Annotated in this window: 12 protein-coding genes; 9 read left to right on the forward strand and 3 right to left on the reverse strand. The window is 64.8% G+C overall.

Features of this window, described 5'->3' with window-relative positions; genetic code table 11:
* Positions 1 to 202 precede the first annotated feature (202 nt).
* Positions 203 to 607 (forward strand): hypothetical protein, encoded by a 405-nt coding sequence (locus ABB26_RS10700; protein WP_057633940.1) that lies wholly within the window; start codon positions 203 to 205, stop codon positions 605 to 607.
* A 192-nt stretch (positions 608 to 799) separates the two neighbouring features.
* Here ABB26_RS10700 and ABB26_RS10705 read toward each other — a convergent pair whose 3' ends face one another.
* Positions 800 to 4,510 carry an indolepyruvate ferredoxin oxidoreductase family protein gene (locus ABB26_RS10705; RefSeq protein ID WP_057633941.1) on the reverse strand — a complete coding sequence of 1,237 codons (3,711 nt, stop codon included), beginning with the start codon at positions 4,508 to 4,510 and terminating at the stop codon, positions 800 to 802.
* A 171-nt stretch (positions 4,511 to 4,681) separates the two neighbouring features.
* Here ABB26_RS10705 and ABB26_RS10710 point away from each other — a divergent pair, with 171 nt between their 5' ends.
* The 3 genes from ABB26_RS10710 (at position 4,682) to ABB26_RS10720 (ending at position 7,652) form a co-directional block, all read left to right on the forward strand.
* Positions 4,682 to 5,320: a tetratricopeptide repeat protein gene (locus tag ABB26_RS10710; RefSeq protein ID WP_057633944.1), complete on the forward strand. Its 639-nt coding sequence runs from the start codon at positions 4,682 to 4,684 to the stop codon at positions 5,318 to 5,320.
* A gap of 348 nt (positions 5,321 to 5,668) precedes the next feature.
* Positions 5,669 to 6,583 carry an AEC family transporter gene (locus tag ABB26_RS10715; protein ID WP_057633947.1) on the forward strand — a complete coding sequence of 305 codons (915 nt, stop codon included), beginning with the start codon at positions 5,669 to 5,671 and terminating at the stop codon, positions 6,581 to 6,583.
* Positions 6,584 to 6,893: 310 nt separating this feature from the next.
* Positions 6,894 to 7,652, forward strand: a complete 759-nt coding sequence (locus ABB26_RS10720) for a tetratricopeptide repeat protein (RefSeq protein ID WP_211261957.1) — start codon at positions 6,894 to 6,896, stop codon at positions 7,650 to 7,652.
* 128 nt (positions 7,653 to 7,780) lie between these two features.
* Here the strand turns inward: ABB26_RS10720 and ABB26_RS10725 are convergent, their stop codons facing one another.
* Positions 7,781 to 9,262, reverse strand: coding sequence for an AAA family ATPase (locus ABB26_RS10725; RefSeq protein WP_057633950.1), 1,482 nt, complete (start codon positions 9,260 to 9,262; stop codon positions 7,781 to 7,783).
* Between the two features lie 121 nt (positions 9,263 to 9,383).
* Between ABB26_RS10725 and ABB26_RS10730 the strand changes: the two genes are divergently transcribed.
* Genes ABB26_RS10730 through ABB26_RS10750 form a run of 5 tightly spaced genes read left to right on the forward strand, consistent with a single transcriptional unit; the run spans position 9,384 to position 13,524 of the window.
* Positions 9,384 to 10,016, forward strand: a complete 633-nt coding sequence (locus ABB26_RS10730) for a ParA family protein (RefSeq protein ID WP_057633952.1) — start codon at positions 9,384 to 9,386, stop codon at positions 10,014 to 10,016.
* An 18-nt stretch (positions 10,017 to 10,034) separates the two neighbouring features.
* Entirely contained in the window at positions 10,035 to 10,511 is a 477-nt protein-coding gene (locus tag ABB26_RS10735) for a SixA phosphatase family protein (RefSeq protein WP_057633953.1), read from the forward strand.
* Positions 10,512 to 10,533: 22 nt separating this feature from the next.
* A complete protein-coding gene (locus ABB26_RS10740; protein WP_425477257.1) occupies positions 10,534 to 11,094 on the forward strand; it encodes a YceI family protein in 561 nt (186 codons plus the stop codon).
* Positions 11,091 to 13,064: a phospholipase D family protein gene (locus ABB26_RS10745; RefSeq protein ID WP_057633959.1), complete on the forward strand. Its 1,974-nt coding sequence runs from the start codon at positions 11,091 to 11,093 to the stop codon at positions 13,062 to 13,064. The genes ABB26_RS10740 and ABB26_RS10745 overlap by 4 nt, the downstream gene beginning before the upstream one ends.
* 34 nt (positions 13,065 to 13,098) lie before the next feature.
* Positions 13,099 to 13,524, forward strand: a complete 426-nt coding sequence (locus ABB26_RS10750; RefSeq protein WP_057633960.1) for a hotdog fold thioesterase — start codon at positions 13,099 to 13,101, stop codon at positions 13,522 to 13,524.
* A gap of 176 nt (positions 13,525 to 13,700) precedes the next feature.
* Here the strand turns inward: ABB26_RS10750 and ABB26_RS10755 are convergent, their stop codons facing one another.
* Positions 13,701 to 16,256 (reverse strand): EAL domain-containing protein, encoded by a 2,556-nt coding sequence (locus ABB26_RS10755; protein WP_083490792.1) that lies wholly within the window; start codon positions 16,254 to 16,256, stop codon positions 13,701 to 13,703.
* Positions 16,257 to 16,364 lie beyond the last annotated feature (108 nt).

The following is a 16,364-nucleotide window of genomic DNA, read 5'->3' on the forward strand; positions in this document are numbered from 1 at the left end:
TGTGGCCGGAAGCGGCCTTGGAAGATTTAATCTAGACCAGCGTCACGCCGCTGAGCGCGGGGCGTGGTCAGCGCCACATCGCTGGCCAGACCCAACGCTCCCAGAATCAGGTGGTGACGAATGTGCAGCCCACCCGCTAACGGGCTGCACATTCACCATTCAGTGGATTCTTCAGATCTCAACCAACGGAGGGTCGGATCACATGTTCAAGATCGTGGTTGCTGCAGCGTTCGTGTTGATCGCCAACAGCGCACTGGCGCGTGATCGTCCTATCCAATCATGCGAGAAAGCGCCGCTTCTGGCAGAAATCCAGAAGATTTTCCCGGATCACGTCATCGGCGAATCCGCCGAGGTGGAGCCGAAGCCAGTGAACAAGCTGCCAAGGTTTCCCCGCGGCATCTGGATGCGCTCCGGCAGCAGCTTGACCTGCGTCGTGGTTGTGCTGGATGCCGAGGGAACGCCGCAGGCCGCCATCGTTTCCTACCCTTCCCGGTTCGCCCTGACCGATCAGGAGAAACAGATGGTCCTGTCCGTCCAATGGACGCCGGCGCAGGTCGGTGGGCAGGCGCGGCCATCGCTGATATCGATGGATTTCCAGACGCGCTAACGGGTGACCCACTTCCCCGGCGAGCGACTTCCCGACGAGCTGTCTATCGAGTGCCACGCGCACAGGTTGTGCGTGGTCGCGTGCAACCTGTGCGGGAACAAATCGTCGCGGGAGCTGATTCGTCCGCCTCGATGAAGCATGCAACGCATGCATTGTCTTTTTCAGATGCAATGCATGCGTTGCTCTATCGGCTTACGCCATCTGCACGATATGCAGCGCCTTCGGGTTGCGCCACGTGGCCAGCAGCGCCGCTTCGCGGGCCTTGGCTTCGTGCAGGTGCGCTTCCTTGACGTGACCGTAGCCGCGGATGTGCTCGGGGATGCTGGCGATGTCCACTGCCAGCGCCAGCCGGCGTGCATCCAGGCCGCCCAGCAACTCCTGCAGGGTCTTCTCGTAGTCGGCGATCAGCTGGCGCTCGCCACGTCGCTCCTCGGTGTAGCCGAAGATGTCGAAACGCCCGCCGCGCAGGCCCTTGAGTTTGGCCAGCAGGCCGAAAGCCTTGAACATCCACGGGCCGTACTCCTTCTTCTGCAGCTGGCCCTGTTCGTCGCGCTTGGCGAACAGCGGCGGCGCCAGGTGGAAACGCACCTGGTAATCGCCTTCGAACTGCTGCTGCACGCGCTTGTGGAAGTCGCCACTGGTGTACAGGCGTGCCACTTCGTACTCGTCCTTGTAGGTCATCAGTTTGAAGAAGTAGCGCGCCACTGCCTCGGTCAGCGCGGTGCTGCCCGGCAGGGTGTGCTGCTCGGCGGTGCGCACCGTATCGACCAGGGCGCGGTAACGGTTGGCGTAGGCCACGTCCTGATAGTCGGTGAGGAAGGCGCTGCGACGGGCAACGAGTTCATCCAGCGAGCGCGACAGGTGCACGTCGTCGAGCGTGGCGAAGTTGGCTTCGCCGCTGTTCTGGCTGGCCGACGGCAGGCCACGCACTTCCGGCTCGTTGCCCGGGTTGCGCGGTGCCGATGGGGCACCGGCTTCGCTGCCTTCCCAGTCGCCCGGTGGCAGTTCGTGCAGCGCGCCCGGCGCGCGTTCGGCATGGGTCGGCGTATTGCGTACCAGCCCGGCGGCCTGCTGCACCGCCTGCGGATCAATCGCGGCCAGGCGGCCCCAGGCGAACGCGTTCTGGTTCATCGCAACGGCAGCGCCGTTGAGCTCCACCGCGCGCATCAGCGATTCCAGCGACAGCGGTACCAGGCCCTGCTGCCAGGCAAAGCCGAGGATGAACAGGTTGGAGGCGATGGCATCGCCCAGCAGCGCGGTGGCCAGCTGGGTAGCATCGAGCAGGATCGGATCACGCCCGCCCAGCGCTACCTTGACGCCGGCAATGATGTCGGCGGCCGGGAACTGCATGTCCGGATGCGTGGTGAAGGTGCCGGGCATCGCTTCGTAGGTGTTGAGCACCACCTGCGAACGCTCGGCACGCACCTTGGACAGCGCCCAGTAGTCGTTGACCACCACCATGTCGCAGCCCAGCACCAGGTCGGCCTCACCGGCGGCGATGCGCACGGCGTGGATGTCGGCCGGCGTGTTGGCGATGCGGATATGCGTGGTGACCGCGCCGCCCTTCTGCGCCAGGCCGGTCTGGTCGAGCACGCTGGCACCCTTGCCCTCCAGGTGGCCGGCCATGCCCAGCAGCGCACCGATGGTCACCACGCCGGTACCACCGACGCCGGTGATCAGGATGTTCCAGGGCTGCGAGAAATCGGTGCGGAACAGCGGCGCCGGCAGGTTGTCGAGCAGGCTGGCCGCGTCGCTCTTCTTGCCCTTGCGCAGCTGGCCGCCGTGCACGGTGACGAAGCTCGGGCAGAAGCCGGTGGTGCAGGAGAAATCCTTGTTGCAGTTGGACTGGTCGATATCGCGCTTGCGCCCGAACTCGGTTTCCTTCGGCAGTACCGACACGCAGAAACTCTTTTCGCCGCAATCGCCACAGCCTTCACAGACCAGCGAGTTGATCATCGTGCGCTTGGGCGGATCGACCAGCTTGCCGCGCTTGCGGCGGCGGCGCTTCTCGGTGGCGCAGGTCTGCTCGTAGATCAGGATGCTGGTGCCCTTCACCGTGCGCAGCTGCTTCTGCACCGCGTCCAGCTCGGCGCGGTCGTGGAATTCCACATCGGACGGGAACTCGTGGCGACGCGACTTCCACTTCTGGATGTCGTCGGACAGCAGCACGATGGTGTACACGCCTTCGGCACGCATCTGGTGGGCGATCTGCGGCACGGTCAGGGTGCCGTCCACCGGCTGGCCGCCGGTCATCGCCACCGCATCGTTGTAGAGGATCTTGTAGGTGATGTTGACGCCGGCCGCGATGGCCTGGCGGATCGCCAACGAGCCGCTGTGGAAATAGGTGCCGTCGCCGAGGTTCTGGAACACGTGCTCGGTGTCGGTGAAGGTGGCCTGCCCGGCCCAGGTGACGCCTTCGCCACCCATGTGGGTGAAGGTGTCGGTGTCGCGGTCCATCCACGTCACCATGTAGTGGCAACCGATGCCGGCCAGCGCACGCGAACCTTCCGGCACGGTCGTGGAGGTGTTGTGCGGGCAGCCGGAGCAGTAATGCGGCACACGCGGGAACTGCGCGCGCGGCAGCGCCATCTCCGCTTCCTTCTCGTCCATCCAGCGCAGGCGCTGTTCGATGGACTCGGTGTTGAAGAAGCGTTGAATGCGACGACCGATGACGCCGGCGATCGTGGCCGGGGTCAGCTCACCGGTGGACGGCAGGATCCACTCGCCCTGTTCGTCGTACTTGCCGACGATGGACGGGCGCGCGCCCCAGTTGGCCGGCCAGTTGTAGAAATATTCCTTCATCTGCCGCTCGATGAAGGCCTTCTTCTCCTCCACCACGACGATGTCTTCCAGGCCGCGTGCGAACGCGCCGATGCCCTGCGGTTCCAGCGGCCAGGTCATGCCGACCTTGTACACGCGGATGCCGATCTGCGCGCAGGCCTTTTCGTCCAGGCCCAGGTATTCCAGCGCCTGCAGCACGTCCAGGTAGCTCTTGCCGGTGGTGACGATACCCAGCCGCGCCTGCGGCGAATCCATCACCACCTTGTCGATGCCGTTGGCGCGGGCAAACGCCTGCGCGGCCTTCACCGCGTAACGGTGCAGGCGCATCTCCTGATCCATCGGCGGGTCGGGCCAGCGGATGTTGAGGCCGGCGGCCGGCATCTCGAAATCTTCCGGCAGGATGATCTGCCGGGCGAAGGGATCAACGTCCACCGATGCGGACGACTCCACTGTCTCGGCGATGGTCTTGAAGCCGATCCAGCGGCCGGTGTAACGGCTCATCGCCCAGCCGACCAGGCCCATGTCGAGGATGTCCTGCACGCCGGCCGGGTTCAGCACCGGCATCATCGCGCTGACGAATTCCTCTTCGCTGCCGTGCGGCAGGGTCGAACTGCGGCAGGCATGGTCGTCGGCGGCCAGCGCCAGTACGCCACCATGCTTCGAGGTACCGGCGGCGTTGGCGTGCTTGAACACGTCGCCACAGCGGTCCACGCCCGGGCCCTTGCCGTACCACATGCCGAACACGCCATCGACGTTGGCGCCGGGGAACAGGTTGGTCTGCTGCGTGCCCCAGACCATGGTCGCGCCCAGGTCCTCGTTGAGGCCGGGCACGAACTTCACTTTGGCCGCGTCCAGGTGCTTGCGCGCCCGCCACAGTTCCAGGTCGAAGCCACCCAGCGGCGAGCCACGGTAGCCACTGACGAAGCCGCCGGTGTTCAGGCCTGCGGCCACGTCGCGCTGATGCTGCATCAATGGCAGGCGTACCAGTGCCTGCACGCCGCTCAGATAAATGCGACCGTCGGCCCGCGTGTATTTGTGTTCCAGCGTGTAGTCATGGTCGCGCACGCCAATCAACGGCGTGTTGGCAGAGGCGGGGGAGGTGAGTTCGGCGGTACTGGTCATGGCTGGCCTATTGCAGAAGCGGCTGGCGGCAGGCACCGCACTGCTGCGCAGGCGGCGGCCGGCGATTGTAACAGCGCCGCTTTCATCACCCTGTAACGCAGTCGCGTCAGGGGCTGGGAGCGGTTAGGATCAGCCACTTGGCTTGTCAACTGTTTCACGGGGATTGCAGTCATGGGGGTAATGAGTCGTATGGCGGCCGGCACAGCGTTGCTGGTCGGCCTGGCTGTTTCGAATGTGCAGGCGCAAAGCCTGCCCAAGCTTGTCGAGTTCTACTTTGATGAAGACGCGGCCGCCAAGCCGATCCATGCGGTGCCGCCGGAGCAGGCGGACGCTGTCGATCAGCTGATGAAACTGCGTGAGCGTGGCCGCAAGGGGGTTGAAGCCACGGCGCAACTGGCCAGCATCGCGTATGGCGAAGGCCGCGATGAGCTCGGTGCCAGGCTGTACCAGGAGGCATTGGCTGCCGTTGCCGAGAACTCGGTGCAGGCGCGCAGTCTGCGCTGGAACCAGGGCTGGGATCTGTACCGGCGGGGGGATGCCGAAGGTGCACTGGGCCTGTGGCTCAAGGCGGGCGAGAACACGCGGGGCAATCCGTCGTGGATGCCGCCGACGCTGGCGCTGGTCCTGTGGAAGCTGGACCGCAAGGACGAAGCCGTGGGTTGGTTTGCCGCGGCCGTCCGTACCGAGCCGGAACAGTGGAGCGACACCAATCGCTTCGCGCAGCTGCTGCCGACCTGGAAGGACGCCGAGCGCTCCCAGCTGGCCGAGGTGCAGCAGAGCTGGGCGGCCAATCCGCCGGCGTGGCCGTGAGTTGAAGGTCTGACGTCGCAGGGGTGCGGGTCAGGCCAGAAGTTCTGGTGGGAAGGAAGGATCGGAGAAGGGGCGCTGGCTCCTGCTCATGCATTGCGCCTGCTTTCCAGTCCGTCATTTCCATTTCCGCCTTGGCGGGAATGACGAGCAGAGAACGTTCAACGCCACGCCACGACAGGGCAGTCACCTCCCGCGTGCGGCGAACCTGACAGATAAATCGCCGATGCCCTGAAAGAGGGTAACCGTCCGGCAGGGTCCGAACCCCATCATCCGCGTACGACTGCATCCTTATCAGACTTAGGTCGGATGCCGATTCCATAGGCCCTTGCGGCAGTGCATGCTTGGGCCATGGCCTTCGACGCATTCGCATTGATATTGGCCATGCTCGCCTTGGGCATGGTCTTCGCACGCTTCCGCACTTTTCCGGACAACGCTGCCGACACCCTCAACAAAGTGGTGCTCTATGTGTGCCTGCCAGCTGCGGTGCTCACCTATGTGCCACGACTGGAACTGGACGTATCGTTGGTTGGCATCATCGTCACGCCATGGCTGCTGATGCTGTTGACGTTGGCGCTGGTCAGCCTGGCCACACGATTGTTTGGCTTCGAACGGCAGGTGCATGCGGTGCTGCTGTTGTGCGTGGCGCTCACCAATTCCAGTTTCATCGGCTACCCGATGGTGCGCGCGCTGCTGGGGGACCACGCACTGCCTTATGCGGTGGTCTACGACCAGTTCGGTACCTTCGTGCTGCTTTCGACGTTCGGCCTTTATGTGCTGGCGCGCTACAGCGGCGACACGCCACCCACCACTGCACAGATCCTGCTGCGCATCCTCAAATTTCCCCCGTTGTGGGCGCTGCTGTTTGCCTTGACGCTGATGCCGGCCACCCCACCGACGTGGATCGCTTCGGCGCTCAAGGGCCTGGCCGACGCGATGTTGCCGCTGGTGATGCTGGCGGTGGGCCTGACCATCCAGCTGCGGCTGACCCGCGCGGAGCTGGCGCCACTGTCGATCGGATTGCTGCTCAAACTGGTGGTGCTGCCGGCGGCGGCCATCCCGTTGTCGCTGGTGTTCGGCCTGCAGGGCGAGATGCTGCGCGTCAACGTGTTGGAAACCGCCATGCCGACCATGATCACCGCCGCTGCTCTTGCCATCTCGCACCGGTTGGCGCCGCGCCTGGCCGCGGCAATGGTGGGCTACGGCATCGTGTTGTCGCTGGTCACGCTGCCGGCCTGGGTGTGGGTGCTGGGCCGGATGACCTGATACAACATTGCATGGGGCGTATGTCCCATCCATTCCAGGAAGGAGTCGGCTGATGAAGGGCAGCAAGGCATTTGTTCTCCTGTTTGGCGCGTTGTTGTGCGCCTCCGGCACGGTCAGCGGATCGAACGCCAATGCGCCCGTGGCTCAATCCGGTGAAGTCGATTTCCACACGCCGTTGCTGCAGAGAGCCAGGGAGCTGGCAGCCACCGGAAAGCCGCTGGAATTGTTCGTGGCTTCGCGCCTGGCATTGCCGACGGAGCTATCGGCAGCTGCACGTGGATCAGCGGCGCCCAGCCAGAGCGAGGCCTGGATGGAACAGGCCATCCGCGTCGGCAGCGACCAGCCGGTGATCGCACGCGCGGCGGTGAGCCGCTGCATTGAGGGCGGGCGATGTGACATCCCGGTAGCGATCCAGACACTGCGTACGCGCGAAGCCGATGACGTGGTGGCGCAGCTGCTGTTATGGAGGATGGCCGTTGCGCAGGGTGATGCACAGGAGGCGGCGCGGGCGTGGACGCGGGCAACGCAGGCGAACCGTTTTGTCGATGAATATGCCGAAGGACTGGGCCTGCTGGACCGTATGACGCAAGGCATGCAGTTGCCGGCGGACGCCGCGGAACCCGCCATTGATCCTGATACGCCGCGGCAGATAATGGTGTACGCGTTAGCCGCGTCCTGGATACCGGTCCTGACCCCTTTCCATCGGGAATGCCCGGCAACCGAGGGCGGTGAACGAAAGGAGGGATGCCTGCACTTGGCAGCAATGATGGCTGACAGTAGTTCTGCATTGTTCAGCAGCTTCGGCATCAGCAAGCTGGGCGGCTATGCGGAGGACGAGACAGCACGGAAGCGGTGGCAGGAGCGCAAGCGTCAGTTGTACTGGACCATCGAGCGTGCGATGGCGCTGCAGGAAGAGGGATCGAACGGATTGCCGGCAGACTCGCAGGACTATATGCGCTGGATCAGCGAGTCCGGTGAACTGCCTGCGATGCGACGATTGCTGGCGGTGCATGGCGTAGCGGCACTGCCGCCGGATGATTGGCAACCGTCCGTTATGGGGTGGAAGTAGGCGCAAGGATCGGCCGCGGACAACGCGACGATCGTGGCGTTGTCATGCTTCAGGATACGCGGGTCGATTCTGGTCACCGGTACGGCACGTATGCCGCAGGAGCGGGTGGAGTGATCTCAGGGAGACGCTCAATCCGCCGGTACCGTCCGCTCGCGGGCCCAGTCGCGCAGGCCCTGCACCTGCTCCGACATCAGCACCGACAGTGGGCGGGTGTTGCGGATTTCCGCCATCAACAGTTCGGTGTCCAGCGGTTTGCCCTCGGCATGCGCGGCGTACAGGCCAGCGACTACGGCCTGTTCGATCTCGGCACCGGAGAAGCCGTCGCTCGCGGCTGCCAATGCCGACAATGCGAAGTTCTCCGGCACCAGCTGGCGGCGCAGCAGATGCAGGTGCAGCAGTTCCACCCGGGCATCGGGCGAGGGCAGGTCGACGAAGAAGATCTCGTCGAAGCGTCCCTTGCGCAGCAGTTCGGCCGGCAGTTCCTGCACCTGGTTGGCGGTGGCGACGATGAACACCGCGCCCTTGCGCTCAGCCATCCAGGTCAGCAGGTAACCGAGCACGCGTCGCGAGACGCCGCCGTCCTCGCCGTTGCTGGCCAGGCCTTTCTCGATCTCGTCGATCCACAGCACGCAGGGCGCCAGTTGCTCGGCCGAGGCCAACGCGTCGCGCAGGTTCTTCTCGGTCTCGCCGTGGTACTTGTTGTACAGCGTGCCGAAATCCAGCCGCAGCAGCGGCACGCCGAAGCCGGCGGCGGTGGCCTTGGCCAGCATGGATTTGCCACAGCCCTGCACGCCCAGCAGCAGCATGCCCTTGGGCGGGTCCAGCCCGGGCGGGGCAGTGCCGGACACGAACACTGCCCGGCGCTGTTCGATCCAGCGCTTGAGCCGGCGCGCGCCGGCCACCTCGGCGAAACGGGCCGAGTCGTATTCGTAATGCAGGTGCCCGCTGCGGTTGAGCAGTTCGAACTTGAGCTTGGCCAGCTGCGGCAGGTCGTCGGCACGCAGTGCGCCGTCGCCGTAGATCAACTGGCGGGCGATGCGGCGGGCGTCGGTCATGCTCAGCCCGCTGAGGTTGCGCAGGATCTGCTGCACCGCGTCCTGGTCCGCTTCCACCCGGCGGCCGCCATGCTCCTTGGCGTAACTGGCGGCTTCTTCGCGCAGCATCTTCAGCAGGGCGTTGGCATCGGGCAGGCGCGGGTTGAAGCGCGTGGCCAGTGCTTCCAGCTCCGGCGGCAGCTCCACCTTGGCACCGACCAGCACCAGCACATGCGGCTGGCTGTGGCGGCGCTGGATGATGTCGCGCAGCAGCCGCTGGTGGCTGGCGTAGCCCAGGTAGGGGTGGAAATCGAGCAGCAGGTAGATGCCGCGCTGGTCGGCGTCCTGGATCATCCGCAACGCCGCACTGGCGTCGGGCGGGCCGTAGGCTTCGTCCTCGCGGTCGATGTCGATGCGGCGCAGGCCCTCGGTGATGGACCAGCGGTGCAGCGCCCGCCAGACGTGCATCAATGCCTGCCGGAACAATTCGACGATCCGCGCCTCGTCCTGGGTCTGGATGACGATCAACGGCGTATTGGCGCGGATCAGCGCGGTGAGGTCCTGCAGTTCGCTCATGGGGGTTCCATCCGGGGGAGCACACGATAACGCAGGATCGGGTGCTTCCTCACCCGGTGACTACCTTTGGCGATGCGCTGCGGTGTACGCTGCGGACAGGTTCAGCGGAAGCGAGGCGTGCATGAAGACGATCCTGGTAGCCGGCTCCAAGGGCGGTGTCGGCAAGACCACCATCGCCACCCATCTGGCTGCGCAGTCGGCCCTGGCCGGCAAGGCCACGGTGATAGCCGACGCCGACCCTCAAGGCTCCAGTACACGCTGGGCGCAGCGGCGCTCCATGTTGGACAGCGCCGTGCTGCCGGTGGACGTGCACCGCAAGAAGAACTGGGAAAAACTCATTCCCGACGGCGCCGAGCAGGTCATCATCGATGCCCCGGCCGGTGCCTATGCCGAGGACCTGGAACGGTTCCTGGACCTGGCTGATGCAGTGGTGGTGCCGGTGCTGCCGTCGGCGCTGGACATCGAAGCCATCGTCGGCTTCCTCAACAGTCTTTCCAAGATCAAGCGCGTGCATTCGCGGGCGTTGCCGGTGGGGCTGGTGCTCAACCGCACCAAGCCATGGACGCAGACCTCGCAACAGGCCCAGCAGATGCTGGCGCAGTGGCCGTATGACGTTGTCGCGCAGCTGCGTGACAGCCAGAGTTACGTGGTGATGGTCGGGCTGGGACGCAGCCTGTTCGACTATCACTCCGCCCAGGTACGCGAGCACCAGCAGGATTGGGACCCGCTACTCAAATGGTTGAACAAGGCCTGACAGGAGTACTACCCGCCCATGCGTGAATTGATCTTGCTGCGGCATGCCCATGCCGAACCGGCCGACAATGGCCAAGCCGATATCGACCGACCGCTTTCCCCGCACGGGTTGGCCGAGGCCGAAGCCGCCGGGCGCTGGCTGCATGAGCAGCGGCTGGTGCCGGACCGGGTGCTGTGCTCGCCGGCGCGGCGCACCCGTGAAACCCTGGAAGCGGTGCTCAGCCTCACCGGCTATGTCGAGCAGCGCCTGGAAGAACGCATCTACGATGCTGCGCCCGGCACCCTGGCGGCACTGCTGGACGAACACCGCGAAGTCGAGCGGCTGCTGGTGGTGGGCCACAATCCGGGCCTGGAACAGCTGGTGGCGCTGATGCACAGCGGCCAGTCCGGCGATTACCGTGGCATGCCGCCGGCCGCAGTGGCGGTGCTGTCACTTCCGATGGAAGCCGCGATCGAGCCCGGGATTGCCCGTTTGGCAGCGTTCTGGTGGCCGTAAGCGCATGGCAGCAGTACGGGGGATGTTGCTGCTGATGGTGTGGGCGCTGGCGGGCGCGGCATTTGCCAAACCGCCAGCGACACTGCCGCAGATTGATACGGCGCGTTCTCAGTTCGGCTTTGAGATACGCACCCGGTTCGGACAGAAAATCGAGGGAAACTTCCCGCGCTTCGAGGCATTGAGCACCCAGCTACCCGATGGTCGCCATCAGGTGCGGCTGCGCATGTATGCGCAATACGTGGAAATTCCGGACAAGCCCCGTTACACCGCGTGGATGCGGGGCGAGGATTTCTTCGACGTGGCGCGTTACCCGCTCATCGAGTACCAGTCCGATCCCTACTCGCCGGATGTGATCGAGCGCGGCGGGGAAGTGCAGGGCTGGTTGACCATCCGTGGTATCAGCCGCCGTGAAACACTGCGTCTGGCAGAACCTGAATGCGCAAGGCCCGGCTATGATTGCGACCTTGTCAGCCGAGGTACCGTCCTGCGCGGTCGTTACGGCATGGACAGCTGGCAGATGGCTCTGGGTGATCGAGTGACCTTTATATTGCGTACGCGCCTTGTCGGCGCATCCCAACCGTGACAGCACTGACGCGGCTTTTCCTGCTGCTGGTAGTGCTGCTGGTCGGTGGCTGTGCGTCACTGTCACCGCAGCAGCGTGCCCGGGCCGAAGGCATCGCGGTATCGGCACGCTCGACCACGGTGGAGTGCACGCAGCCGGACCGCTGCGCACTGGACTCGCCGTTGCGCGCGCTGGGTGGCCGTGCCATGGCCGAATCCACCGAGCAGGTGCCACGCCACTACGCCACCATCCTCGATGAGGGCGAGCTGTCGCTGGTGGCACGGCTGAACCTGCTGCGCAGCGCCACCCGCAGTATCGACCTGCAGACCTACATCTTCGACACCGACGACAGTGCGCGGCTGGTGATCGATGAGTTGCTGGCTGCCGCCCGCCGGGGGGTCAAGGTACGGGTGTTGATCGACCAGCTGTCCGCGATCTCCGACGTGCAGATGCTGGGCGCCCTGTCCGGTGCACACGCCAATTTCGAGCTGCGGGTCTACAACCCGGCATTCGGCAAAGCCAAGCTCAATTATCTGGACTACGCCGGCAGCGTGCTGTGCTGTTTCCGCCGCTTCAACCAGCGCATGCACAACAAGCTGCTGGTGATTGATGACGTGATCGGCGTGGTCGGTGGCCGCAATTATCAGGATGACTATTACGACTGGGATCGGGAGTACAACTTCCGCGATCGCGACGTGATAGTGGCCGGGCCGGAGGCGCGCGAGATGGCCACCAATTTCCAGGCCTTCTGGGAAGCCAAGCGCAGCGTGCCGGCCGAACGCCTGAACGACGTGGGTAAAACGTTGCTGCGCGAGGGTGTGCCGGCCATGCCCGAAGCCGCGTTCCGTTACCCCGAGCGTATCGAGAGGGTGGATGCCGAGGCTTCCGATGCCGGTTTCATCAGCCGCGAGTTCGTCGACACGGCGTTGTCGGTGAAGTCGGTGAGTTACGTGGCCGACCTGCCGCGCAAACACCGCAACGAGCGCGAAGACGAGCCACTCAATGGGCAGCACCTCACCGAGCCGACGCTGGATGCATTGATCAACTCAGCGCAGAGCGAAGTGCTGCTGCAGACGCCGTACCTGGTGCTTTCAAAGCCGGCGCAGAAGCTGTTCAAGGGCCTGCGCAAGCGCGAAGCGCCGCCGCGGGTCGTGGTCTCCACCAACAGCCTGGCGGCGACCGACAACCCGGTGGTCTATGCGCTGTCCTACAAGTACAAGCGCCGCAACCTGCGTGAGCTGGGCTTCAACATCTACGAATACAAGCCGTTCCCGCTGGATGCGCCGGTGGACTACCAGAAGCTGGTGCCGCCGCCGCTGGGCGACGTGGACAGGGGCACCTCGCGGGGCAGCGTGATCGGCGGCAGCGCGGCGGGCAGCAATGTGCGTGGCAGCGGTTCGGGGCGCAAATCCACCCCAGGCGGCAGCGAAGTGGAACGTGAAGTGCTGCGTACCGAAACCCGGCCTTCGTTCCTGAGCACGCGCCCGGCCAATCGGCCGGTGCCGGTCACCCGGCAGGGTGCGCGCATGGGCCTGCATGCCAAGTCGCTGGTGGTGGACCGCCGTATCGGCGTGATCGGCACCCACAATTTCGACCCGCGCAGCGAGAACTACAACACCGAAGGCGCGGTGATCATCGACGACCCGGTGTTCGCCGAGCAACTGGCGCAGAGCATCCTGCGGGACATCCATCCGAATAATTCCTGGGTGGTGGCGCCACGGCAGAAGGCGCCGGTGCTGTCCGGCCTCAATTACAGCCTGGGCAAGGCGTCGGAAGCGTTGCCCATACTCGATTTCTGGCCGTGGCGTTATGCCACCGACTACGAATTCCAGCCCGGTCCGGAGTGCCTCACGCCACTGCGTCGACAGGACCCTGGCTTCCATGCGTGCTACGTCGCCGTGGGTGATTTCCCTGAGGTGGACGTCGGCCCGAAGTGGTTGCTGGTGCGCATGCTGACTGCCTTCGGCGCTGGCCTGGTGCCGATTCTGTAAGCACTCCTTTCTCTTTCCGAAACAGGTTACGAGCATGTCCCGAGTATTCCGCGAACCGGTCGATCTGCAGCAGGTCAATGCACTCAGCCGTGGCACCTTGATCGACCACCTGGGCATCGTCTTCACTGCTGCCGGTGATGACTGGATCCAGGCAACGATGCCAGTGGACGAACGCACCCGGCAGCCCTACGGCCTGCTGCACGGCGGCGCATCGGTGGTACTGGCCGAAACCCTGGGCAGCAGCGCAGGCAATCTGTGCGTGGACCCGACAAGCCAGGTCTGCGTAGGGCTGGAGATCAATGCCAATCACCTGCGCGCCGCACGCGAGGGTGTGGTCACCGGCACCGCACGCGCGCTGCATGTGGGTCGTACCACGCAGGTGTGGGAAATCCGCATCGAGAACGAAGCGGGCAAGCCGGTGTGTATCTCGCGGCTGACGTTGGCGGTGGTGCCGAGGTAAGTGGGGTAAGTGAAGACGAGTGAGAGGGGCAAACGGCGATGTTGTTGCTCTGGCGGTTGCTTCCGCTCCCTGCCGTTCGCATGGCGAAGGGGAGGGGATGACGCGCTTCAGCACGTTGCGCGCAGTTGCTCCTGCTCGTTCTCTCCGTTCACTGCCCTTTGCTCAACAGCGGCCTCTCAGCCACTCCTGTTCCGAACCCAGCTCGCCAGTGCCGCCGCCGGCAACGCCGGGGTGAAGAGGAAGCCCTGCGCGATGTGATAACCCTGCGCGCGCAGCAGCTGCAGTTGCTCCTCGTTCTCCACGCCCTCGGCGATCACCTTCAGATTCAGGCTGTGGCCGATGTGGGCGATGGCCTGGGTCAAGGTGCTGGTCACGCTGTCATGCGCGATGTCGTGGACGAAGCTGCGGTCGAGCTTGAGTTCACTGATCGGCAACTGGCGCAGGTAGCTCAGGCTGGAATAGCCGGTGCCGAAATCGTCCATCGACAGCCGCACGCCCAGTGCATGCACCTGGCGCAGCGTGCGCAACGTGGTGGGGTCGGCGTCCAGCAGCACGTTCTCGGTGATCTCCAGCGTCAGGTCGGATGCGGCGAGTGCTTCCTCGCGCAGGATCTGGTCGATGGTGGCCGACAAGGCGGGACTGTGGAAGTTGGTGGGCGAAAGGTTCACCGAGATCGACGGCACGACCAGGCCCTGTCGGCGCCAGCAGCTGAGTTGATGGCAGGCTTCCTTCAAGGCCCACAGCCCCAGCTGCCCGATCAGCCCGGTTTCTTCGGCCAGCGGGATGAAGCATCCCGGGGAGATGTCACCCAATCGCGCGTGGTTCCAGCGGGCGAGGGCTTCGACGCTGTGCAGGCGCCCGCTGGCGATGTCGATCTGTGGCTGGTAGTGCAGCTGCAGCTGGTTCTGCTCCAGCGCTTCGCGCAAGGCGATTTCCAGCCCCAGCCGCTCCTGCGCGCTGCGGTCCATTTCACTGCTGTAGAAGCGCGCGTGGCTGCGGCCACTGTGCTTGGCCTGGTACATGGCCATGTCGGCGTGATGCAGCAGGCTTTCCATGTCGCAGCCATCGTGGGGAAATACGCTGATGCCGATGCTGGCCGACGGCCGTATCTCCACATCGCCCAACTGCAGCGGCTGCCCCAGTGCCCGCAGGATGTGTTCGCTGCGCTCGCCGGCAGCCTGACCATCGCAAAGGGTGAGCACCACCACGAATTCGTCACCGGACAGGCGTCCGACGATATCCGTCGGCCCGATCTCCTGCTGCAACCGCCGCGCCACGGTGCGCAGCAGTTCATCGCCCCCGGGGTGTCCGAAGGAATCGTTGACCTGCTTGAAGCGGTCCAGGTCGATGAAGAGCATCGCCAGCGAATCGCTGCGGTGTCTGGCGGAGGTGATCGCGTTGTCGGCCTGCGCATGCAGCAGGCTGCGGTTGGGCAGGCCGGTAAGGTCATCGTAGAAGGCCAGCCGGCGAATGCGGTTGCGCGCTTCCTCGCGCTCCAGTGCCAATGCGCACAGATGCACGATCACCTCCACCAGACGGCGGTGGAAGGTGTCCGGGTCATGCGGTTGCCGGTAGTAGAACGCGAACGTGCCCAGCACCCGGCCGTCGCTGGCCTTGATCGGGGTGGACCAGCACGCGGCCAGGCCGTACTGCAGGGCGACATGACTGAAGCCTTCCCAGTTCGGGTCGCTGGCGATGTCGCGCGCCAGCACCGGCTCGCCGCTGTAGGCCGCGCTGCCGCAGCTGCCGCAGCGCGGCCCGATCATCAGGCCATCCACCCGCTTGCTGTAGGCATCGGGCAGGCTGGGCGCGGCCAGCGTACGCAGCTGGCCATCCTCCAGGCGCAGCACCGAGCACAGCACCTGCGGTGCGATCCGCTCCACTTCCCTGCACATCTGCTGCATCAGCTCGATGGTGGGCACCTCGCGCACCATGGCGTCGAGCATCTTGTGCTGCAGTACTTCATGCACCTTGGTGCGGGTGATGTCCATCAGCACGATGACCAGGTTCACCAGTGCGCCATAGTCATCGAAGATCGGGTTGGTACTGACCGAGCACCACAAGGGTTGCCCGTTCTTGCGGTATACGCGCTCGTCGGCCTGGATGGGCCGGCCAGCGCTCAGGCGCGAAGCATAGGCGGCGACGTGCGTGGACCAGGAGCCATCCGGCACCAGCAGCGTGGGCACATAGTGGCCCAGCGCCTCGGCATCGACAAAGCCGAACAGGCGTCGGAAGCCCTTGTTCAAATGCACGATGCGGCCTTTGGCATCGGTGATCAGCACCGCGCTCTGGGTTTCGTCGAAACCCAGCGACAGCAGTCGCTCGCGTGCCTGGGTCATGCGTCGTGCAGTGACATCGGTCACCAATGCCATGCGGATATCGCGGCCATCGCTGTGGACATGCGACATCGTCACGCTGATCCAGCAATGGCCACCGTCCTTGCGGACCAGTTGGATGTCATGCGGTGCCAGTGCCAACTCCTGTATCCGGTTGCTTTCGCCGGGATACAGGCGGGTGTCGTAGCGTTCGCGCATGGACAGCGGTGCCAGCATGCCCAGGTTCTGGCCCAGCACTTCCCTGCGCGACCAGCCGGAGATCGCTTCCATGGCGTGGTTGAAGTACAGGATGCTGTTGCACTCATCGAACAGGATCACCCCGTTGCCGATCTGCTCCAGCGCCGTGGAAAAAAACTGCAGCATGTCTTCTGTCGATGACAGCAGCTGCCGGTCCATCATTCGCCCCCTTGGCTTTGAGCTCCGCTTTTACACCTTATAGCGTCCTTGCGGTGTGTACCCTGCGGTGAAGCATCGGCGATGCGGGGCAGGGGCGCTGGCGGCCCC

The sequence above is a fragment of the Stenotrophomonas humi genome (assembly GCF_001431415.1).
Lineage (GTDB): Bacteria > Pseudomonadota > Gammaproteobacteria > Xanthomonadales > Xanthomonadaceae > Stenotrophomonas > Stenotrophomonas humi.